This window comes from Kordiimonas lipolytica (assembly GCF_001550065.1).
In genome coordinates, this window is sequence record NZ_LRUB01000002.1 from 301,325 (window position 1) to 320,740 (window position 19,416).

The window sequence follows — 19,416 nt, forward strand, 5'->3', positions numbered from 1 at the left end:
CTTTCTGTTGCGCGGACCATAGGCGCAGCCAAGGCTGCTTGCAAGATATTCGTCTTCATGCGCTCAGGCAATCGACTTGACTTCTACGACTAATGTAGTAGAAAGCCACTGCTACATAGATAGCGAGAGAGCCCATAAGGGCCGAAATAAAAACGATAGCGAGTGAAAAATGAAAATATCCCAAAAGCTGGGCTGCTGCATTGCGGCCCTCAGTCTTTCCATTTCTGCGTCCGCCGATCAGGATGCTGCCCCGTACAATAGCAAGCTTGACGCCTTTCTGGCGGAGGCTGAGGCAAGCCCGCTGGCGCCGCCCAGCTACAGCTTGGCAATCGCAAATGGTGATAAACTGCTATACAGCCGACTGAAGGGGCCACGTATTCTTGGCCAGGATTCCCCGCTTGAGCTGGATTCCCCGCTTTATATTGCCTCTGTCACCAAAAGCTTTGTCGGTCTCCTGGCCGCCAGGCTGGACGCGGAAGGCGTGCTATCCCTTGATGCCACGCTTGCTGATGAATGGCCGAGCCTTGAGCTGCCCGCGCCCATCGATGCAGCGGGCATCACGATGCGCGACCTGCTGACCCACAATTTTGGATTTGAGAACGACCCGCTTGTGGTGCGCACTGCCTATGTGGGCGGCACGAGCCTTGCGGATTATGAGGCCATCCTTGAAGGCAGCAGCGTTTCCATAGAGCCGGGGTTTTCCTACGACAATCTTGGGTATCTGATCTATGCGGCGGTTCTGGAGCAAAAAACCGGTCGCAGTTGGCATGACTGGCTGGCAAGCGATATTTTCCAGCCGCTTGGTTTGGCAAGCGCCTCCACAAAGCCAAGTGAAATTTCATCAGATAAGATCGCGCTCGGGAACCACTATGATCCCAATGCCAAGGAGGGCTGGACACCGGCAAAAGCCAAAGCTGACGACCTGATGCATCCGGCAGGCGGCCTGTTTGTTTCCACCGGGGACGCAGTGCGCTGGCTTCAGGCCAATGTGACGCGCAAGGTGTTTGCGGACGCCATATATGAAGTCGCACAAACGCCGTATGTAAAACGTGAGAAGCCCAAGAAGTATGCCGACATGACGTGCACGGGATATGCGCTGGGCTGGCAAACCTGTGATTATGCTGGTCACCGTGTGCTCTACCACGGCGGGACCTATGACGGCATGATGATCTTTATGTTGTATCTGCCGGATGACGACCTTGTCGTCTCTTCCATCAACGGGGCACGTGCCTTCGGCTGGACATTTGGCTGGAACGCCGTGCAGCAGGGGCTTGATTATGCCCTTGGGCTTGAAGGCGCGGACGACAAGGCAATAGAACGCCTCGCGGGCCGGGTCGAAAGCCAGTTGGGGTATGCCAATTTTCGTGGCCGTATTCGCGAGCAGGCCCTCCGGGGCGCCACAATGGCAGGCGCTGCAAAGCTTCGGCAGGATCTGATCGGCCTCTATTCGTCTGATGCCTATGGTGAGGCCAGCTTGTGTGAGGCTGACGGTAAACTGACCTTCAAAATTGGCCGTTTCAGCGCGGAAGTCATCTCTGGGCCTGACGGTGTTGCCCGCATTATGGAGCGCGCGTACGGCGAACCAAGCAAGCTCAAGGTCGAGTATAGCGAAGCTGGCATGCCATCTTTTGAATGGGAAGGTGGTCAATTTGAGAAGCAGGCGGGCAAAGCTTGTGTTGGCGAGGTCGATCAATCGCGCTAAAGAATGGGCATGATTGATACATTCCCGCATATGCACCGGGCGCTTGACGAAGCCCGGAAGGCTGCCGACCGTGGTGAGGTTCCCATCGGTGCTGTCGTGGTGGGGCCGAACGGCCTCGTCCTCGCAGCCGCGGGCAATGATGTGGTGGGGGCCAAGGACCCCACCGGCCATGCGGAACTGATCGCGATCCGGCAGGCAGCGAAGCTTCTTGGGTCGGAACGGCTGGAGGGCTGCGATCTTTATGTCACGCTCGAGCCCTGCGCCATGTGCGCCCAGGCCATCGCCTTCGCGCGCATCCGCAGGCTTTATTATGGTGCTGACGATGAGAAGGGCGGCGGCATAACGGTGGGGGCGCGGATTTTCAGCCAGAAGACAACTCACCATAGGCCCGAGATTTATGGTGGAATTCTTGAGCGGGAAAGCGCTCAATTGCTTAGAGACTTTTTTAAAACAAGGCGTTAAACTCCTGTCATGGGAGAAGAACTCAAGGCACAGATTATCGCATTGTTGAGCGAAAGCTGGGTGTGGGCAAAGGCCAATGTGCTCGAGCCTGTCCGCCTCCTTGAGCTTGCCATCATAATTTTTTCGGTCCTGCTGTCGCGCTTTGCCTCGAGCCGCATCCATGGCGGATTGATGAAGGCCTTCGGCGAGCACAAATGGATGCTGAAGATCGAAGCCCGGCTACAGCCGATCCTGTCGACAGCGCTGGCGATCATGCTCTTGTGGACGGCGATCCTGGTCATGAGCCCTTGGGTGGCATCGCCCTATCTCCTGTCTATAGCGACAAGCCTGTTTTCTGCGTGGCTGGTGATCCGCCTGGCAGTCAGCCTGATTCAGAACCGGGAATTGGCGCGCCTGGTTGCTGGCATTGCCTGGTCTGTTGCGGCACTAAACATAGTTGGGCTTCTCAGCCCGATTGTGATTGTGCTGGACGATGCCCATCTGCCGCTCGGGGAAGCATCTATCAGCGTTCTCGATATCATCCAGGGCGTCTTCACCTTTGCGGTTGTCTTGTGGGTAGCTCTTGCACTGTCAGCACTGCTCGAGAAGCAGGTCAGGGGGCTATCCAGCGTGCCGCCCAGCGCACGCGTGCTGATGACCAAGTCAGGCAAGATCATCCTGGTATCTCTTGCTTTCCTGGTTTCCCTGAATGCCACGGGTATTGATCTGACGGCTCTAGCAGTCTTCGGTGGTGCGCTTGGTGTGGGTATCGGTTTCGGTCTGCAGAAGGTTGTAGGTAACTTTATCTCCGGCATCATCCTGTTGATGGATCGCTCCATCAAGCCTGGCGATGTGATTGAGACGCAAGGCACCTACGGCACCATCAACCGCCTTGCTGCGCGCTACACCAGTGTCATCACGCGTGACGGTACAGAATTCCTGATTCCGAATGAGGACATGATTACCCAGCCGGTGATCAACTGGTCGCATAGCCACCGTCTCGTGCGCCGCCGTGTGCCTGTGCAGGTATCCTATGACAGCGATATCAGGAAGGCGATGGACCTGATGGTGGAGGCCGCCGGCAGGGAACAGCGCGTTCTGAATAACCCGGCGCCCAGGACCTTGATCAAGGGGTTTGGCGCTGATGGCGTGGATCTTGAGCTACGGATGTGGATAGAGGACCCGCAGCATGGCGTTTCCAACATCGCCAGCGATGTGATGCTGCACATTTGGGACCTGTTCCACGAGAATGACATTGAATTTCCGTTCCCGCAACGTGTGGTACACTTGCGGCACGATGAAGGCCATACCGTTCACAAGGATGGCCTGGAGACTTTTGGGGATAAGCAAAAAAAGGGTGCTGAGTAACGACAGAAGGGGATAGATCATCCAACAGTTAGGGGAGGGACCGATGAATGTTGGAAAATTTATCCTGAATATAGTTGTTGCGTTTATTGCCTTTGGCATTCTCTACACAGTAGGGCCGATGATGTTTGCGGATGCCTTTGAAGCCAGCATGATGGCTTTGAAGCCACAAGAAGAAACAGTGGTACCAATAATGGGCTATCACCTTGTGCAGACAATCGCCTTCGTGTGGCTGTTCGGCAAGGCTGTCGGCAGTGCAGACCTGAAGGCTGGTGCCATGTTCGGGTTCATGGTGGGGCTTTACCTGCTGGCAACTGACAACATTTGGTACACCATGCTGAAGGATTTCCCGCAGGAGACACGCTTGCCGCTTGATATCATGCATCTGGTGTTTGGTGCCATTGTCGGCGCGCTGATGTCCTTCATGTGGGGCAAGGGCATGGGCTTTGGCGCAGGCGAGGCCGCTGCTGATTAGGTGCCCATGAAGGCCTTGTAGGCTTCAACCAACCGTTTGGCGACGGGGCCCGGGGTGCCGTCGCCAATCTTTTGCCCGTCAAGCGTGATGATCGGCATGGCGCAGCTGGTGCTGGATGTGAGGAACATCTCAGCGGCGCCCAGTGCTTCCTCCAGCGTGAAGGCGCGCTCTTCCACTTTCATCTGCAGGTCTTTGGCCACCTTCATCACGCTTGCCCGTGTAACGCCGGGCAGGATGTTGTCAGCCGTTGACCGTGTTACCAGCGTGCCGTCTTTCGTTACCATCCAGATATTGGTGCTGCTGCCCTCAGTCACATGGCCAGCCTGGTCATACATGACAGCCTCAAACGCGCCTGCCTCGCGCGCGGCCTGCTTGGCCAGGATATTCGGCAGAAGTGATGTGGATTTCACATCGCACCGGCCCCAGCGGATGTCCGGCTGACTTGATGCCGCGACGCCCTCTTTCAGCGCGCGCTCGGTAATCGCGTCGAAGTTCAGCCGTTTGGCTGTAACCACCATTGCGGGCCAGGGCGTCTGCGCTGGGAACGGATGGTCCCTTGGGGCAACGCCGCGTGTGATCTGGAGATAGAGGAATCCATCCTTGATGCGGTTCCGGCGCACTACTTCCTTAAGTACAAACCGCATGGGCCCACGGTCCATCGGGGCCATCATCTGAAGTTCTCCCAGCGATCGCCATAGCCGGTCGAGGTGAGGCTCGAGGTCGATCAATTTACCATGCCTGATGGATACGCCCTCATAAACACCGTCGGCAAACTGGTAGCCGCGGTCGTCAATATGAACATAGGCTTCCGACATGGGCACATAGGCACCATTTACATAGGCAATGCGGGACATGGGGGTTACTCCTGACCGGGCTCTAGGATCTCTTGTTCGCCTTCATCTTCAAGCGGCTTGATGGCGAGAATGAGAATAACCGCAGGGAAAATTATGGCAACCACGGTGATGGTCAGTGCCATCAGTCCCTTGAGGATAAAGGGGGCGACTATGGCTGTGCCAAGTGCCGCGATCCCGGTGGTCGCCAGGATGATGATGGCAGAGGCGCGCTCATCATCGCCGTGGCTGGCCGAAAGCGCCCGCACGAACCCTGCGCCGCCGCGGATGCCAAGGCCTGTATTCAATACCCAGAAGAGCGTGGCCAGGTCTGTCGGATCGTTTTTGCCTGTAACGGCATAGACAGCCAGAAGCAGTGTCCCCAGAAGGGACAGCCAGGTTCCGGCTGTGATGATGGCTTCAACGCCCCAGCGTTTGACAAAATTACCTGCAAGGTTTGCCGACAGGATGAAGCAGCTGACGCCGATGAACTGCATCAGGATAAAGTCGTCGATCGTGCCGTCCATTGTCTGGATGATTACTGCGGGCGCGGAGAAGACGAACGTCAGCAGGCCGCCTAGGATCAGCGCATGGCTCAGGCCATAGCGCAGGAATGTAGGGTTCGAGATTACTTTCATATAGCTTGAGGGGGCGTCGCCTATCTTGCGGCCGATATGCGGCAATAGGGAGGGGATGACAAAGACGATCAGGCAGATAATCAGGCACAAGACGCCTGTCAGATTGAACGACATCTGCCAGCCGTAAGCCTTGTGCATCCAGGCGCCGGCGATGGGGGCGAGGCCGGGCACCAGGGCTTCGATACTGCCCATAGCGCTGATGGCGCGCACAGCACCCAGTTCGGAAAACAGGCCCCGGATCAGGCCGGGAGCCAATACGGCTGAACCACTGGCCGCCGCCCCCTGCAGCAGCCTGAGCGCGTTAAGTGTCCAGATATCGGTAGCGAAACTTGCGGCCAATGAGACAAGAGCAAAAGCCGCAAGGGATGCGATAAACAGGCGTCTGCGCCCAAAATAGCTGGCAAGGGTGCCAAACAACAGAAGCCCAACCGTCGAACCTGCAACATAGGCTGCCAACACAAGCTGCGCATTTGCCTGGGTAGTGCCGAATATTTCCGGCATGAAAGGCACCGACGGCAGCACCAGATCAATCCCCGCGAGCCCCATCACTGTGCCTGCGACAATTGTCAGGAAGGCAAGGATTGCCCTTGTAGGCGGGTGCTTTTTATCTTTGGTGTGGCTTGTCATGCCCTTCTCCATCGCGCAATTTTCAGCGTCGTTGAATCGGGCTTATATCAGCATTTAAAATATAAAGAAATCTTTATATTATGATGTCCGAGCTGAGTGTTTGAGTGGCGTTGGCTGCACATAGCCGTTCCGTACAATGCAGTCCTGGAACTGATGCACCAGTTCCACGATGGTCTCTGGTGCTTCAATCTGCGGGAAATGACCAATGCCCGGTAGGCGCACAACTTTCATGCCGATCTCGCGCTCGATACCGTCCGCGGCGTGCGCACCGGACACAGGGTCAGCCAAGCCGTTGATCAGCATCATCGGCGCGATGGTTTGTTTGAGAGCGCCAACCCAGCGGTCAGCGTGCTCCTGCCGTTCATGCATGTAGCGGATGCGGCGGGCAAAAGCGCCGCGACCATTCACGCCGAGCATGGCGGGCCAGAATTCTTCCAGCATCTTGCCGCTTGGCCGGGTGTTGGGGCCAAAGACATCTGCAAAACCAGTAAGGAATTTCTTCTTGGATGCAGAGCGCGCGATCAGCGGCCCGGCCTTGCCGGCAAGCAGCGTCTGGACGGTGCGGGGACGGTGCAGGTGCGGCAGCATGCCACCATTCAGGAACAGTACGCTCTTGATCCGGAAGGAGAGCTTGCCCTCGTTTTGGCGCGCCAGCAGTTCCTGCGTTACGGTGTCGCCCACGTCGTGCGCTAGGATATGTGCTTCATTCACTTCCCTGTGCGCCATCAAGGCTTCAAGCATATCTGCCTGGTCCATGATGGTGCAGGTCTTCTTGCGGCTGTTGAGCGACCGGCCATAATCCATCAGGTCCGGTACGATCATATGGAAATCCTTGATCAGGTCTTTGGAAACCCAGGCCCAATCCCAACTGCAGGTGGGGAAACCATGCAGGGTCAACAGCACCTCGCCGCTACCGCCACGCTGGTAGTAGATATGGTGATCCTGCCACTCGAAATATTTGCCGCACTTGCCCCATTTTTCGAGCGTCATTGGCGCTTGTTGCATGTTTCCATCCAGCTTAGTTTCTTTTTCGCTGGCGGGGACATACCCTCTAACGGCGCCTTTTTCCACCCTTGGGCTTGGTCTTGCGGTAAAAATCGGCGGGTTTTCCCTTCAGCCACTCTATGAACAGGCTGATTTCCTCCGATTGCCGCAGAGCCTCAATGGTTGAGAAGCGTTTTGCCAGCTCTTTCTCGTTAAATAGGGCGTGAATCTTGCGGTGGCAAATCGGATGTAGCGGAATGGTTTCCCGGCCGCCCTGACTTTTCGGGATTAGGTGATGCATTTCAACGGCTTGGCCGAGCGGGCGATCACATAACGGACATGTGTTTTTCTCTTCCATCGCTCTATATGTATACCGTGTGAGAGAATTATAAAGTCCGGACGGGGGTCTCCCGGTTGCGCACTGGGAAGTCTGGATGTCAGTTGCCGCGTCGACTATGATGCGCGCAAGCAAATCAATTACAGGGGACAGGGATGATCAAAAATATCGTCAATCGTTTGGTTAGTCGGAGTGTCGGGGCCAGTGTCGCGGTAGTGCTCATGGCGACAGGCGCTTTCGCCGAACCGCTGGACTATTTCCTCATTGAAGGCACCGACTATGACCAGACTGTGGCCAAGCCAGCAGAAGTGTTTGGTCATGACATCGGTGACCAGCCAATCCGGCATGACCTGATGGTGGCCTATATTCGCGAGCTCGCGTCCGCCAGTCCGCGCATGGTGGTGGAAACCATTGGCTATAGCCATGAGCGTCGGCCGATCCTTTTCATCACCGTCTCCAGCCCGGAAAACCTCGCGCGTCTCGAAGAAATTCGCCAGAATCATCTGTTGCGCAGCAACCCTGAAACCGCATCGCAGGCCTCTGATGACCTGCCGGTCGTTACCTGGCTGAACTACGGTGTGCATGGCGCTGAATCCAGCGGTATGGATGCGGCGGTCCCGGCGCTTTATCATCTTGCGTCGGCTCGCGGCGACAAAATCAACGATACGCTTGAGAACAGCGTGATCCTGATTACCGCGATTTTCAACCCGGACGGTCACGCCCGCCGTGGTGCCTGGGTAACGCAGTATGGCTCTGACGTAAGAGCCACCGACCCGGAACACGAGGTGCATAAACAGATCTGGCCGGGTGGGCGCACCAACCACTATTGGTTTGACCTCAACCGCCAGTGGCTGTTGCAGACCCAGCCTGAAAGCCGCGCGTGGCTGACCCAGTGGCACAAGTGGAAGCCGCAGGTGTCGGCTGACTTCCACGAGATGGGCCCCAACAGTACCTATTATTTCCACCCAGGTGTGCCGACGCGGAAATACCCGCTGATCCCTACCAGGGGGCGGGAACTTCTTGTTGAGCTCGCGGACTATCACCAGCAAACGCTTGACCGCGAAAAGTCGCTCTATTTTTCCGAAGAGGGCTTCGACAACTATTATATCGGCAAGGGGTCGACCTACCCGCAGGTCAACGGCTCTCTCGGTGTTCTCTTTGAAGCCGGTGCCCAGATGGGTATTGCGCGCGAAAGCGACCAGGGCATCAAGACCTACGCCAACAACATCCGCAACCATCTTCTGACCAGTCTGTCGACTATTGAGGGTGCGGCTGCTATGCGGGCCAGCCTGCATGCATATCAGCGCGAGTTCTATGAGACCGCGATGGAAGCGGCCAAGCATGATGATGTAAGTGGTTATGTGTTTCAGGCGCCGGAAGACCCTGTTCGCCTGCACAAATTTATCGAGCTTTTGGGTCGCCATGACGTGAAAGCCTACGCGCTGAATGGTAGCTTGAGGGCAGATGGCCGTATTTTTGGCGAAGGAGCTTTTGTTGTGCCGATGAACCAGCGGCAATACCGCATGGCAAAAGCGCTCTTTAACCGCATCACGGAGTTTCCAGACAAGGTCTTCTATGACGTGTCGGGCTGGACGCTCCCGCTCGCCTACGGCCTTGATTATGCCGAATTGAAAGGCAGCCTGCGTGGCAAAATCGGCGATGAGGCACCTGATGCATACAAGGTGGCGGCCGAGCCGCAGGAAGCGCCTTACGCCTATGTGTTCCGTTGGTCTGACTATTACGCGCCGCGCGCTGTGTCGCGGCTTCTTGAAGCGGGCGTTATGGCGCGTGTTTCCAAGGAACCTATCCGCGTTCAGACAACCAGTGGCGTTATTTCGTTCGATCGGGGCGCCATCATTGTGCAGCGTGACTTGCAAACCGTTCCTGCCAACGACATTCATGCGCTGATGAAAGAGATCGCGGCTGATAACGATCTGATCATTCACGCCGCGACATCGGGCCATACGCTGGATGCCGGCGCAGACCTTGGCGGCCGCAATTCTGTGACTGACCTCAAGCCCATCAAGCCGCTTCTGGTAGTGGGCGGCAAGATGTCCCCCTATGACGCGGGCGAGGTATGGCACCTTCTGGATCACCGGATGAATATGCCGGTCACGCTTGTGCGCCAGGACCGCCTCAAAAGTATCGACATGCGCCGTTATACGCACCTCATTCTTGTTGGCGGTCGCGGCGACGTGTTGCCCAAAGATATGGCGGATGACCTCAAGGCGTGGGTGAAGGGCGGAGGCACAATTATAGCCTCCCGCCAGGGGGCTGACTGGGCCGCCAAATATATCACCGGAAACGGCAAGAAGGACGAGAAGGATGAGAACAAGGATGATGCAGTGCCTGCGCGCCTCGCCTACGCTGACAAAGGCCAGAAGGATGCAGAGCATGTCATTGGTGGCGCTCTTTTTGAGAGTGACCTGGACATAACGCACCCGATGGGCTTTGGTCTTGTGCGCCGCATGATGGCGTCCAACAAGAACACCGCCACTAAGCTTCCCGTGCCGAAAGACCCATACGCTCAGGTCGCCGTTTATACGGAGAGCCCGCTGTTGTCTGGCTATGCGTCTGAGCGGCGGATTTCAGAACTGAAGGGCACGCCGATGATGACGGCTGAGCGCATGGGGGAAGGGGCGATTATTCTGTTTGCAGACAACCCCAATTTCCGGGCCACCTATCTGGGTACGGAAAAGCTGTTCCTGAATGCGCTCTTCTTCTCGACAGCCTTTGACCGGTCATACGCTGACGAGGCAGATGAACAGGCCGTTGAAGAATAGTCACCAGCTATCAGTCTGGACCTTTCAAAAGCCGCGGTTCGCCGCGGCTTTTTTTGTGTGATCCATGCGGGCATTTCGCGACGTATGACGGGTAAGAAGGTTGAAAAATATCGCGGCCGAACGGCTGCCAACAAGACAGCGCGAGGTAGTTATGCTGAAATGCTTTCAGGCCGCATTGGTGGGGATTGTGGCGATCTTTTTGTCTGCCCCAGGTCAGGCTCAGGGCGGGCCTCCGAAATGGTCGGTGGGTGCAATAGGCATCTATGGAACTTCACCGTTCGCGGCGGAGGACGGCGAGTTTAACGCGTTCCCCTATATCTCTTATAACGGGGACCGGTTCTTCATTCAGGGGCTGCAAATGGGATATCATCTGCTGAAGCCCGCAGACGACGTGCCTCTTGCGTTCTCAATCGACCTCGTCGGTGCGGCACGGATGTTGCCCGGTTCCAGCCGTAACAAGGTGACAGCAGACGCCGGTGTTCGTTTCGGCCTTGAGGGTACTTTCGGTAAGCTGACAGTCTCGGGGCTTCATGACGCTACAGGGACGTCAGGCGGCATGGAGCTGCAGGCTGCCTATAGCTATACCTTCCGCTCCGACAAGCTCGATGTCACGCCTAGGGTTGGCGTCAGTTGGCAGGACCAGGACCTGACGAATTACCTTTGGGGCACGACGCCGGAGCAGCAGGCCAGAATGATTGAAAAAGAAAAGGCGGTTATCCTGCCGGTTTTCCAGCCGAACACCAAGGCTCTCAACCTGGAGGCTGGCGTTATGGCCATTTATAAGCTCAGTGGCAGCGTAAGCCTGATCAGCCTTGTCAATGCCATCTATCTGGACAAAGACATCCGCGTCAGCCCAGCCATTGACAAAGACTATCAGCTTTCTGTGGCGCTCGGGCTGTCCTACAGTTTTTAGGTGTCAGGCGTTGGATTCTTCCGGCAGCTTGCCAAATGGTAGTTTGCTGGGCAGGGAAGGTCGTTCGATGGGATTGTTTGAAACGCCGTAAACATCCAATGGTTCGATCTGCATGCTTGCGGCACTCTCATCAAAGAGGCGAGCCTCTTCCTCTGTATCAAACTCGAAAACAATACCAAGGCAAGTATGTGATTTGGCTCCGGGGTCAAGCCAAACATCAATGGTATTACTAGCCCTGTCGGCTAGGTTGGATGGATTGACAGTCTGCAGCCGGACGCGAGCAACATAGACCCCAGTGTCTTTGTTTCGGAACGTGGCCGAAACGAACCGCCGGTATGGCGTGTATTCGCTTGTGCCAAAGGCGCAGGCACTGAATTCGTCATGGACACGGATGTCGGAAAATTCGACCTGGGCAGCTTGTGAAACTGCATAGCCATTGGTGCAGTGGCCCTTGATCTGGCGGTCGCTGCGCCCTTGTGCGAGTTGCAAGCCCGCCTTGCGGCATGCCTGCCATCCGGTCAGTGTGCCTTCCATGCCGTCAGGGGTATAGAATCGGTTTGGGGTTTGCGCTTCGGGGAGCGCAAGCGGCATCAAGGCTTCGGCAATGCTGACGCCAATAATCAGCGTCAAAATGAAAAGTCCCTGAAGAATGGCTTTGGTCATGGCTCGACTCCCCTTTTTGTCGGGCTTCAGAGTGATGCCAAAATGTAAAAAAAGGTTGAATGTTGGCTCGATATTTCAACTTTTACGATGAAGGGCTTTACGCAGTGAAAACGCGGTCACGTCCCAGGCGCTTGGCTTCATACATGGCGGCGTCGGCGCGCTCGGCGAAGGATTTTGCGCCTTCGTCTGTCGCCAGTGTGACCACGCCCAGAGACATAGTGACGGACAGCTCTGTGGTCCCGTCAACCGTCACGGTCAATTCATGCATGACTTCCCGGAGTCGTTCGGCCAGTTGGGTGGCCTGCTCGAGCGATGTGTGCGGCAGGAGGACGGCAAACTCTTCCCCGCCGACCCTGGCCAAAAGCTCGTTCCGGCGCAGCACGCCTGAAACGCATTCTGCAACGGCCAAAAGCACCATATCGCCCGCGCCGTGGCCATAGGTATCATTGACCCGTTTAAAATGATCCAGGTCGAAAAACACCAGCGAAAGCGGCGTGCCCTGGCGGCGGGCATCAATGATTTCTGCATCAAGGCGATCGCGGAAGTGCCTCAGGTTATAGAGGCCCGTAAGCGTATCCCGGAGCGACCTTTGTTGCATCAGGCTTTCCTGTTTGCCGACATAGGACCCAAAAACAGCGAAGACAAGCATGGTGCCGAAGAGCATATAAAGATAGAGAGGCAGGTTTTCGGAAATGTCGGTTCGCAGGTTGATGCCGCGCAGCAGCTGAATGCAGGCCCAACCAAGGGGTGCGCCGCTGCCCATGATCATGCCTTGAAGCGTGCGCCATATGATCAGGCGGCGTGCTGTGCGGTTGGATAGTACCTGCCTGTAATGCATGGGCCCCTCATTTCCCCTTGCCCCCGTTGATGTTTTTTAGCGCGGTCCGGTTGTGATACCAACCTTTAGTTTCCTGTTCGAAGCGGCACAGCGATTACCCCAGGCATGGTCAGGTGGCTCTGCATGTCACCGTCCCTTATCATATCCTTGATAGCCTTTGTCAGGGCGGGGATCTTGTCTGCGTGGCGGGGCTGTAGCAGGTGATAGAAGGGTTCTGTGGCCCAACGGGTGCTGGTCAGTTTGTCTGCGTCTTCGCCAAAGGCAGCTATGACGTTGGGTTCATGGGCACTGCTGGTGGCGTAAACCTGGATGCGGCCATGCTCCAGAAGGGCTTTCACCTGGCTGCCACCAGTGATGGCGAAGGGCTTGCCACCCATGAGCGGAATATGGGTTTCAATCCAGCGGAATCCCGCCCGGTAGCCCACGGTAAGCCCCTTGAGGTCTGCGGGATTACCAGAAAAGCCACTTTTCTTCAGCCAGATCAGGCGCGCCTCAAGGCCAAAAATGGCCTGCTGTACAATCTGCTGCTCAAGCCCGCGTGTGGTTATATATTCCGATGGCCGAAACCAGTCGCCGTCCAGCTCACCGTTTGCCATCAGTTGCTCGATCCGCTTTGGCGACATGGCGATGGAGTTGGCGCACAGGCCGGCGCGGCTATAAAGGTCGGTCATGAGCTTTTCGAAAGCTGCATAATGGGCGCCGAGTGTCTCATCGGCACCCAATTTCAGGCAGAGTGGGCTGCTTGGAGAAGGCGTGGATTTTTCAGGTTGGGCAAATGCTGCACCCCCAAACACCAAACCGGCAAGCAGGCAATGCAGCATCTGTTTCATGGGCTTACTCCTCGATTGGCGCAGCCTGGTTCCCTGTCTCTGAACGGATCCAGTCGATAAAGTCCTGAACGCGTTCATTCTTCAGCTTATCTTCCGGGCAGACGATATAGTGCGCGAAATTGATCGGCACTGCCTCGCCAAACGGCTTAACCAGCCTTCCGGCCTTCAGGTCTTCCTCGGCAATGGCTGACCGTGCGAGCAGAACGCCGCGACCGGCAACAGCAGCCTCAATCGCTAAGGCGTGGTTGTTGAAGTGCAGCGCAGGCATGCCCTCTGGCACTTCAACGCCTGCAGCCTTCATCCACATGGCCCAGGTGGGGACGCTGTCGTCTTCGGCTGTGCTGTCATCATGGATCAGTGTGTGCTTTAAAATGGCGCATGGGCTTGATGCATCGGGTTGGCCCTCAAGCAGTTCCGGTGCGCAAACAGGGAAGACCGTTTCCCGAAGGATTTCCTCCTGGTAAAGGCCAGTATAGTTTCCAAGCCCATAGCGGATCGCGATATCAACATCCTCGGCCTTGAAGTCCGTGATTTGCATGGTGGCTGAGATTTTCACAATCGCATCCGGGCGACGCTCATAATAGCTTGCAAGCCTTGGCACCAGCCATTTGCTGGCGAAGGAGGGCGACACGCTGACCTTCAGTACATTAGAGGTTTTCGATTCCGTCAGGATATCGACGGCTTCTTCCATACGCTCGAAGCCTTCCTTGAGGGGCGCGAGCGACAGTTGCGCGGCCTCTGTAAGGACAAGCGAGCGGTTGGTGCGGCGGAATAGTTCCACACCCAGGAAGTCCTCCAGCGAGCGAATCTGCTGGCTGATCGCCGCTGGCGTTACCGAAAGGTCATCGGCGGCGAGCTTAAAGCTCATATGACGGGCAGCAGCATCGAAGGCACGTAAAGCATTCAGGGGTAACAGGGAGCGTTTCATAAACAAACCTGCGTTAGAAAAACTAATTCACTACATCATAGGCACTTGATGCGCGAGCGCAAAGATTTTCTTGATGAACTGGCGATTTTTTTGACCGAAAAATGGACTTTTCGGTCAGGTTAGCCCTTTGAAAGAATACGGCTATTCTCAGCCAAGCTTAAGTGAATGCCGCATTCGGTCTTGGTCTGACCGCGCCAGCGACCAGCCCGTTCGTCCTCGCCGTCCGATACTCGGTCGGTGCAGGGCATGCAGCCGATCGATGCGAAGCCTTCGGCTACCAGGGGGTGGTCTGGCAGGCTCACACGCTCTTTATAATCAAGCACGTCATCCTTGGTCCAGAAGGCCAGCGGGTTCACCTTTACCCGGCCATCGGATGCCTCAAAATGCGGCAGCAGGCTGCGGACGCCGCCCTGATAGCGCTTGCGGCCAGAGCCCCAACCCTCAAAACCCTCAAGAACACGGGCCATTGGTGCCACCTTACGGATATAGCAGCATTTGTTCGGGTTCTGGTTCCAGAGTGCGCCCTTTGGGTCGTCGCGTTGCACGTCATTGACGTCAGGCGAGATGGAGCGCACGTCCGTCAGGCCTAAAAGGTCGATCAACTGGTCGCGGTAGCGCTTGGTTTCGCCAAACAGCTTGCCGGTATCCAAGAACAGCACGGGGATGTCCTTTGATACTTGCGACGCGATGTGCAGGAGCACGGCCGATTCCGCCCCAAAGGAAGACACCAGAGCGAACCGGCGGCCGAAGTATTTGAGCGCCCCGTCGATTACTTCTTCCGGCTCTACGTTGGCGTAGCGCGCGTCGAGGTAATCCACAGCGGTGAGCGGATCAAAAAAGTCAGCTGTCTTCAGGGCGGGGGCGGCGGTCACGATGCTTTCCTCTCCTGATCTTTGCCGTGGCGGGCATGCGCCAGCGACACCTGACCGGTATAGTCGGTCTGGTAGAAGGCATCGAAACGCTTGAGCGCTGCCTTGAACGAGGCTTCGCGGGTGTCAGCCACTTCGACAGTGTCGAAGCCTGCGCGCAGAAGGAACAGCGCTTGATCGGGGATCACGGGGCCTGTGGCGCGGATTTCGCCCTTGAAGCCCAGGTCTTTCCGAAGCCGTACGGCCAGTGAAAAGCCGCGGCCATCACCAAATGCCGGGAAGTCGATCACGACAAAGGCGAGCTTGTTCATCAGTGGTGCAAGGTCTGTGTAATTGGTGTCCGTTGCCAGCACGGCACCCACGGGGCCCGCGACCTTGAAGAAGTCGTCACCTTCATCCTTGAGGCGCGAAAGCGGCACGGCAACAGCCGCTGCTTCGTATGGCGTCTGGTCTTCAGCGAGGACCGCAAAGTCCCCTGCTTGAATACCTGTCAGATTAACGAGTGCCATAAACAGCCTCCTTGAATACGTCTGGGCCCACTCGGCGGTATGTCGCCAGGAATTCTTCGCCCTCATTGCGTTCGCCAAGGTAAACGGCGACTACTTTTTCAACGGCATCGATGATGCCAATCTCGTCAAAGCCGGGGCCGAGGATCGCGGCTTTGGATGCGTCTTCCGCGCCCGAGCCACCGAGCAGAAGTTGGTAGTTTTCCTCGCCCTTGCGGTCGACACCCAGGATGCCGATGTGGCCGGCGTGGTGGTGCCCGCAAGAATTGATGCAGCCGGAAATCTTGATCTTCAGCGGGCCGATGTCCTGCAGGCGCTTGAAGTCGTCAAAGCGCTTGCCCAGTTCCTGCGCCAGCGGGATCGACCGGGCATTCGCAAGCGAGCAATAGTCCAGCCCCGGGCAGGCGATCATGTCGGTCAGCAGCCCGGCGTTTGGAATGCCCAGGCCAGCTTCGTCTAGGTCCGTCCAGATGGCGGGCAGGTCCTTTTTCGCCACATGGGGCAGGATCAGGTTCTGCTCGTGGCTGATCCGAAGCTCGCCTTGGCTATATTCGTCAGCCAGTGCTGCAACCAGGTCCATCTGCTCGGCTGTAGCGTCACCCGGGATGCCACCGTGCGGTTTCAGGCTGATCGTCACATTCACATGGCCGGGCACTTTGTGCTGATTGGTGTTGTTCTTGAGCCAGGCGTCAAAAAGGAAGTTCTTGCTTGCTAACTCGTCCACGGCAGGAACATTATCTGACAGCACCTGCAGCGGTGGAGGCGCGAAGAAGGCCTTGATGCGCGCGGCTTCCTCAGCCGGGAAGTCGATCGGCAGGTCTTTGATCTTCTGCCATTCTTCTTCCGTCTGACGGGCATACTCGTCTGCGCCTAGCGCATCCACGAGAATTTTGATCCGCGCCTTGTATTTATTGTCGCGGCGGCCCTGTTCGTTATAAACGCGCAGGATGGCTTCAAGGTAACTCAGCAGGTCGGCTTCCGGGAGGAAGTCGCGGATGGTTTTCGCAATCACCGGCGTCCGGCCCATGCCGCCGCCGACAAGCACTTCAAAGCCGATCTCGCCCGCGTCATTCTTTTTCACCACAAGGCCAATGTCATGCCATTTCACCGCTGCGCGGTCGATGTCCGCACCCGTGATGGCGATCTTGAACTTGCGCGGCAGGAACGAAAATTCCGGGTGGAAGCTGGACCACTGGCGGATCAGTTCGGCATAGGGGCGTGGGTCGGCGACCTCATCGGCGGTCGCGCCTGCGAACTGGTCGGTCGTCACGTTCCGGATACAGTTGCCGGACGTCTGGATAGCGTGCATTTCCACGTCTGCCAGTTCCTGCAGGATATCCGGCGTGTCCGACAGTTTCGGCCAGTTATATTGGATATTCTGGCGCGTGGTGAAATGGCCATAGCCTTTGTCATACTTGCGCGCGATGTGTGCCAGTGTGCGCATCTGGTCGGCGGAAAGCGTGCCGTATGGCACGGCCACACGCAGCATGTAGGCATGCAGTTGAAGGTAAAGGCCGTTCATTAGGCGGAGTGGCCGAAACTCTTCTTCCGTCAGTTCGCCGCGCACGCGGCGCTCAACCTGGTCGCGGAATTCCGCGACGCGGGAGTTCACAAGGGCATGATCATATTTATCGTAAGCATACATGTCTGATCGTCCTTAAAGGTCGGTTTGTTCCCATGTCGGCGAAACCTGGTATCCCAGATCCGGGCGCACACTTGGGCCCTGTGCCTGCATGGCGAATTTGATATGCGCGGGGTAGGGTTTGCCGCCCTTTTCCGTGGCGTCGATCACCTCAATCGACAGCACGTAGTTCTCGTCTGCGGATTTTTGCGCCAGGGCCTCAAGTGCCTCAACACCCGCTTCATCTGCGGCGACAGCAGCTTCGCCCGCAATGGCAGACCATGTGCCGTCGGCTTTCATGAACACCACGCGGCCGTCCAGAAGGCGGTTCGCGACAATCATTTGTGGCCCTTTGATTTTTCTAGCCATCTCAATACTCCATATCCTCAAGCTGTCGCGACCAGGCGATCAGTTTCTTTTGCGGCCCAGGCAAGGTCGGCAGCGGTCGAGACCACATCACCGATCAGTAGAAGCGCAGGGCTCTTCACATTGTTCTTGGCAACCACTTCAGGCAGCGTCGCGAGCGTGCCGTAGAAGCGGCGTTCGTTGGCGCGGGTGCCGTTTTCAACCACGGCCACTGGCGTTGACGCCTTCACGCCTTCACCGATTAGGCCGGCGGAAATCTTTGGAGCGCCTTTGACACCCATATAAACCGCAAGCGTCTGGCCGTCGCCCGCCAGGCGCGCCCAATCCTTGTAGGCGCCATCCTTCAGGTGGCCTGTGACAAGCGTGATGGAGCTTGCGTGCGCGCGGTCCGTTAACGGGATTTGCGTGGTGGCGGCAATGCCCTGAAAGGCGCTGATGCCGGGCACGACTTCCACATGAATGTCGTGGGCGCGGAGAGCGTCGAGTTCTTCACCTGCGCGGGCGAACAACAGGGGATCGCCACCCTTCAGGCGTACAACACGGCGGCCCTTGAGGGCTTCTTCCACGATTACGCGGTTGATGCCGTCCTGGCCGATACCGTGGTCGCCTTCGCGCTTGCCAACAAAGATCAGGTCTGCGTCGCGGCGGGCGAGGGCCAGCACGTCGCGGCTCACTAGCCGGTCGTAGACAATCACGTCTGCTTGTTGGAGTGCACGGTGCGCCTTGATGGTCAGAAGGTCCGGGTCACCTGGGCCTGCGCCCACAAGCTGTACCTGGCCGGTGGTGGCACCCACACGGTGGCTTTTAGCGGCCTCTAGAACCAGGCGCTCCACCTCATGCTGGTCAAGGTCGGCATAGGTGCCGGCGTTGTCATAGAGGCGATCATAAAATAGTCTGCGGCGGGTTCCGTCAGGGATGATGGTCTTGACGCGAGCCCGGACAGCGCCCGCCGCAGCAGCAAGCACGCCAAGAGAAGGGGGCAGGAGTTTCTCAAGGCTGCTACGAAGGCGGCGCACAAACACTGGTGCGTCACCCCCGGAAGAGAAGGCCACCTGCAGCGGCCCGCGGGCAAATTGAGCAGGTGTCGTGAAATTCGATTTGGCTGGCTTGTCGATCACATTGACCGGCAGGTTGCGGGTGTTGGCGAGCCGAAGGATGCGTTCCTCGGTGATCTCGTCATCGGCGCCGATATAGACAAGCGTCTTGCCCTTCAGGTCATCTTCTGCAAACGGGCGGTCGTGGACCAGAAGGTCCCGGCCTGTGTCTTCAGGCAGCAGCCCGGCTTCCCGAAGCGCGTCTGTGGCGCCTGGCGCAATCACGCTGATGCGGGCTTGTGTTGGCGTGAACAGGCCCACCTTCGCCATGGCAGCCGATGTGGCGCCAACGATCAGGATGTGATGCTTTTCAGCGGTCAAAAAAACAGGGATGCTCGACATAGCCCTATACTCCTCGCGTCAATCCTGCACGCTTCAGCTTCAATTCCTGCCAGGGGCCGAAGGGTGCTTCTTCAGTGGTTCCATACATAGGCGTGGCTGCCCAGCGAAACAAACGAGAAGAATTTAGGGGTATCAGTAGAAAATTTATACTCAATAAATAGTGATATCACCTATTAATAAAAATAATATTCTAAAATAACTGATTTTTTAAAATGGTGAATTTGAGAAAAGCTGCTCGCTAGAATGGATGGCGACGGAATGGCG

The 19,416-nt window shown here is 56.9% G+C and carries 19 protein-coding genes; 6 read left to right on the forward strand and 13 right to left on the reverse strand.

The genetic code is table 11. The features are described from left to right. The first annotated feature begins 169 nt into the window (after positions 1-169). Genes KORM41_RS01555 through KORM41_RS01570 form a run of 4 tightly spaced genes read left to right on the forward strand, consistent with a single transcriptional unit; the run spans position 170 to position 3,983 of the window. Entirely contained in the window at positions 170-1,702 is a 1,533-nt protein-coding gene (locus KORM41_RS01555; RefSeq protein ID WP_068143668.1) for a serine hydrolase domain-containing protein, read from the forward strand. A gap of 9 nt (positions 1,703-1,711) precedes the next feature. After that, positions 1,712-2,164, forward strand: a complete 453-nt coding sequence (locus KORM41_RS01560; RefSeq protein WP_082719693.1) for a nucleoside deaminase — start codon at positions 1,712-1,714, stop codon at positions 2,162-2,164. Positions 2,165-2,173: 9 nt separating this feature from the next. Beyond that, positions 2,174-3,511, forward strand: a complete 1,338-nt coding sequence (locus tag KORM41_RS01565) for a mechanosensitive ion channel family protein (RefSeq protein ID WP_068143670.1) — start codon at positions 2,174-2,176, stop codon at positions 3,509-3,511. Positions 3,512-3,554: 43 nt separating this feature from the next. After that, positions 3,555-3,983: a hypothetical protein gene (locus tag KORM41_RS01570; RefSeq protein WP_068143672.1), complete on the forward strand. Its 429-nt coding sequence runs from the start codon at positions 3,555-3,557 to the stop codon at positions 3,981-3,983. Here KORM41_RS01570 and KORM41_RS01575 read toward each other — a convergent pair. From KORM41_RS01575 to KORM41_RS01590, 4 genes are all read right to left on the reverse strand, one after another. Beyond that, positions 3,980-4,837, reverse strand: a complete 858-nt coding sequence (locus KORM41_RS01575) for a D-amino-acid transaminase (RefSeq protein WP_068143675.1) — start codon at positions 4,835-4,837, stop codon at positions 3,980-3,982. The genes KORM41_RS01570 and KORM41_RS01575 overlap by 4 nt on opposite strands. A gap of 5 nt (positions 4,838-4,842) precedes the next feature. After that, complete coding sequence (locus KORM41_RS01580; protein ID WP_197420917.1) at positions 4,843-6,078, reverse strand: MFS transporter; 1,236 nt, start codon at positions 6,076-6,078, stop codon at positions 4,843-4,845. Between the two features lie 78 nt (positions 6,079-6,156). After that, the gene (locus KORM41_RS01585; RefSeq protein WP_068143678.1) at positions 6,157-7,068 is read right to left on the reverse strand and encodes an alpha/beta fold hydrolase; all 912 of its coding nucleotides are present in this window, start codon (positions 7,066-7,068) and stop codon (positions 6,157-6,159) included. A gap of 61 nt (positions 7,069-7,129) precedes the next feature. Then, positions 7,130-7,420, reverse strand: coding sequence for an HNH endonuclease (locus tag KORM41_RS01590; protein ID WP_068143684.1), 291 nt, complete (start codon positions 7,418-7,420; stop codon positions 7,130-7,132). A 134-nt stretch (positions 7,421-7,554) separates the two neighbouring features. On the opposite strand from KORM41_RS01590, the gene KORM41_RS01595 reads away from it, so the two are divergent. Further along, positions 7,555-10,182, forward strand: a complete 2,628-nt coding sequence (locus tag KORM41_RS01595; protein WP_231727059.1) for a M14 family zinc carboxypeptidase — start codon at positions 7,555-7,557, stop codon at positions 10,180-10,182. Between the two features lie 151 nt (positions 10,183-10,333). Beyond that, positions 10,334-11,095 (forward strand): MipA/OmpV family protein, encoded by a 762-nt coding sequence (locus KORM41_RS01600; protein WP_156431852.1) that lies wholly within the window; start codon positions 10,334-10,336, stop codon positions 11,093-11,095. 3 nt (positions 11,096-11,098) lie between these two features. Here KORM41_RS01600 and KORM41_RS01605 read toward each other — a convergent pair whose 3' ends face one another. From KORM41_RS01605 to cysG, 9 genes are all read right to left on the reverse strand, one after another. After that, on the reverse strand, positions 11,099-11,758 hold the full coding sequence (locus KORM41_RS01605) for a hypothetical protein (protein WP_068143689.1): 660 nt from the start codon (positions 11,756-11,758) through the stop codon (positions 11,099-11,101). 97 nt (positions 11,759-11,855) lie between these two features. Next, complete coding sequence (locus tag KORM41_RS01610; RefSeq protein ID WP_068143690.1) at positions 11,856-12,596, reverse strand: GGDEF domain-containing protein; 741 nt, start codon at positions 12,594-12,596, stop codon at positions 11,856-11,858. A gap of 65 nt (positions 12,597-12,661) precedes the next feature. Continuing rightward, positions 12,662-13,426 carry a substrate-binding domain-containing protein gene (locus KORM41_RS01615; protein ID WP_068143691.1) on the reverse strand — a complete coding sequence of 255 codons (765 nt, stop codon included), beginning with the start codon at positions 13,424-13,426 and terminating at the stop codon, positions 12,662-12,664. Positions 13,427-13,430: 4 nt separating this feature from the next. Next, a complete protein-coding gene (gene gcvA, locus KORM41_RS01620; RefSeq protein WP_068143693.1) occupies positions 13,431-14,354 on the reverse strand; it encodes a transcriptional regulator GcvA in 924 nt (307 codons plus the stop codon). 119 nt (positions 14,355-14,473) lie between these two features. Continuing rightward, complete coding sequence (locus KORM41_RS01625; RefSeq protein ID WP_068143695.1) at positions 14,474-15,226, reverse strand: phosphoadenylyl-sulfate reductase; 753 nt, start codon at positions 15,224-15,226, stop codon at positions 14,474-14,476. Continuing rightward, positions 15,223-15,732, reverse strand: a complete 510-nt coding sequence (locus KORM41_RS01630) for a DUF934 domain-containing protein (protein ID WP_068143697.1) — start codon at positions 15,730-15,732, stop codon at positions 15,223-15,225. Before KORM41_RS01630 ends, KORM41_RS01625 begins: the two co-directional genes overlap by 4 nt. Further along, positions 15,719-17,374, reverse strand: a complete 1,656-nt coding sequence (locus KORM41_RS01635) for a nitrite/sulfite reductase (RefSeq protein WP_068143699.1) — start codon at positions 17,372-17,374, stop codon at positions 15,719-15,721. Before KORM41_RS01635 ends, KORM41_RS01630 begins: the two co-directional genes overlap by 14 nt. Positions 17,375-17,386: 12 nt before the next feature. Further along, a complete protein-coding gene (locus tag KORM41_RS01640) occupies positions 17,387-17,719 on the reverse strand; it encodes a DUF2849 domain-containing protein (protein ID WP_082719658.1) in 333 nt (110 codons plus the stop codon). Positions 17,720-17,736: 17 nt separating this feature from the next. Next, a complete protein-coding gene (gene cysG / locus KORM41_RS01645; protein WP_231727064.1) occupies positions 17,737-19,131 on the reverse strand; it encodes a siroheme synthase CysG in 1,395 nt (464 codons plus the stop codon). Positions 19,132-19,416: the final 285 nt, after the last annotated feature.